This is a genomic window from Rhodobacter viridis (assembly GCF_003217355.1).
GTDB classification, from domain to species: Bacteria; Pseudomonadota; Alphaproteobacteria; order Rhodobacterales; family Rhodobacteraceae; genus Rhodobacter; species Rhodobacter viridis.
On record NZ_QJTK01000046.1, the window covers coordinates 1 to 1,947 of the forward strand.

Here is a 1,947-nt window from a genome sequence, read left to right on the forward strand (position 1 = left end):
ATGCACGCCGTGCTTCACCACCAGCTCGGCGATCGTCGCCTCGCCACGAATGGCTTCAAGCGCCACCTTCGCCTTGAAGTCCGCGCTGTAGTTCTGCCGTTTGCCAGCCACGCTGTTCGTCCTCGTCTTCCTTGGCGGCAAGCTTAGCAAACTGTCCGCTGGCTGGGGACCACCTCAAACGGCGCCCAGAGGGGCCCCTTCGAGGGCTTAGTTTGTGGACTTGGAAGACGTTTTCCTCCGCAAGACGGCAGCAACTTTCACCAGATTGATGGAGCTGGCGGCGATGGTGGCCTTGAGGCGTACTGGGTCACTCCGTCCGATGAGGAAATTGGCTACCAAGCCAAGTTTCACCTGAGTTCCGCAGAAATCGACTGGGGTAAGATTGACACCTCAGTAACTGCCGCCCTGCAGTCCCATCCGAGGCTCGCGCGTTACATAATCGCGATCGCGTGCGATCTGACCGACGTCGTTCCCGGCAGACTGGGGAAGTCTGGTCGCGCTCATTGGCGTGAGCACCAGGCGAAATGGATACCCTTCGCTGCGGAACGAGGCATGCGCGTCGATTTCGAGTTGTGGGATATGTCAACTATCGAGGATCTGCTGACGCGCCCAGAGGCAGCCGGACTTCGATCTTACTGGCTTGGGGAGTTGGAACTCCGATCAGATTGGTTTCGACTCGCATATAAGAGAACCGCTATTCGTCTTGAAGAGCGTTACCAGCCTGAAGACCATGTTGAAGTGGAGGCAGAGCAAACCTTCGGGGGCCTTCTTCGGGATGATCGCTTTCATCGGCGCCTTGAGGAGCATCTGGCTCTGCTTGATGCCAATTCTCTTCGCAACCTTGAAGAGTTGGAGCCCGAAGTCGTTTCCGGCATTCAGGCTGTGCGCGTTGCTCTTGAAAGCCTGCCGTCGGCATCGTCTATCATTCCAAGGAATTCCGCGACGCCCATAGCCCTGCCTGAACTGCAAACACGTGTTCAGGCGATTAGGCTCCAGACCCATTGATTTCAGTCATTTGGCGTGATTCAGGCTCCGCAAGGAGACCTGATCAATGAGCAATCTTTACTGGTTGACGGACGCCCAGATGGAGCGCCTCAAGCCGTTCTTTCCCAAGAGCCATGGCAAACCCCGCGTCGATGATCGGCGCGTCCTCAGCGGCATAATTTTCATCAATCGCAATGGCTTGCGCTGGTGCGACGCGCCGAAGGACTACGGCCCGGCGAAGACCCTTTACAACCGTTGGAAGCGTTGGAGCGACAACGGGGTCTTCGCCCGGATCATGGTCGGTCTGGCCGCCGAGAGCGCCGAGCACAAGACGATCATGATCGACGCGACGTATCTGAAGGCGCACCGCACGGCTTCGAGCCTTGGGGTGAAAAAGGGGGGCGCGGACGCCAGATTGGGCGAACCAAGGGCGGCATGAATACCAAGCTGCACGCCGTTGCGGATGCGGAGGGGCGGCCGATCGGCGTTTTCGGGGAAATCGATCCGCTGGATCGATTTCTTTTCCCTCAAACTCATGTCGGCCGGGCAGGTCAGCGATTCCACCGGCGCGGCGGCGTTGCTGGGCGACCTTCGAAGGCGGGTTGGTTGCTGGCAGATCGGGGCTATGACGCCGATTGGTTCAGAGACGCGTTGAAAGACAAGGGGATAAAGGTCTGCATCCCGGGCCGGAAGTCCCGCAAGAAGGCGGTAAAATACGACAAGCTGCGCTACAAGCGGCGCAACCGCATCGAGATCATGTTCGGTCGCATGAAGGATTGGCGGCGCGTCGCCACTCGATATAACCGGTGCCCGCAAACCTTCTTCTCCCCAATCATGCTCGCAGCGACCGTCTTGTTCTGGCCGTGATCAAGAACGAGATGCCGTAACGGGGCCTGCGTCACGACCCGCCCGTTACCGTTGCAAAATCGAGGGCAAGCTGGCGCCATTCCCGGATCGGATCCT

The 1,947-nt window shown here is 58.8% G+C and carries 4 protein-coding genes; 3 read left to right on the forward strand and 1 reads right to left on the reverse strand.

Translation table 11 applies throughout. The features are described from left to right. Positions 1 to 111: transposase (locus C8J30_RS18465; RefSeq protein WP_146227936.1), on the reverse strand; the 111-nt coding region annotated here is incomplete at its 3' end. Between the two features lie 441 nt (positions 112 to 552). On the opposite strand from C8J30_RS18465, the gene C8J30_RS18470 reads away from it, so the two are divergent. Genes C8J30_RS18470 through C8J30_RS19445 form a run of 3 tightly spaced genes read left to right on the forward strand, consistent with a single transcriptional unit; the run spans position 553 to position 1,851 of the window. Next, positions 553 to 1,005, forward strand: coding sequence for a hypothetical protein (locus C8J30_RS18470; RefSeq protein WP_146227975.1), 453 nt, complete (start codon positions 553 to 555; stop codon positions 1,003 to 1,005). A 46-nt stretch (positions 1,006 to 1,051) separates the two neighbouring features. Continuing rightward, positions 1,052 to 1,423 carry an IS5 family transposase gene (locus C8J30_RS19440; protein WP_394341945.1) on the forward strand — a complete coding sequence of 124 codons (372 nt, stop codon included), beginning with the start codon at positions 1,052 to 1,054 and terminating at the stop codon, positions 1,421 to 1,423. Continuing rightward, positions 1,420 to 1,851 (forward strand): transposase, encoded by a 432-nt coding sequence (locus C8J30_RS19445; RefSeq protein ID WP_394341946.1) that lies wholly within the window; start codon positions 1,420 to 1,422, stop codon positions 1,849 to 1,851. The genes C8J30_RS19440 and C8J30_RS19445 overlap by 4 nt, the downstream gene beginning before the upstream one ends. Positions 1,852 to 1,947 lie beyond the last annotated feature (96 nt).

Excerpts from the sequence above, each read along its gene's own strand:
- C8J30_RS18470 (WP_146227975.1), top strand. The coding sequence starts at position 553 with ATGCGCGTCGATTTCGAGTTGTGGGATATGTCAACTATCGAGGATCTG.
- C8J30_RS19445 (WP_394341946.1), top strand. The coding sequence starts at position 1,420 with ATGAATACCAAGCTGCACGCCGTTGCGGATGCGGAGGGGCGGCCGATC.
- C8J30_RS19440 (WP_394341945.1), top strand. The coding sequence starts at position 1,052 with ATGAGCAATCTTTACTGGTTGACGGACGCCCAGATGGAGCGCCTCAAG.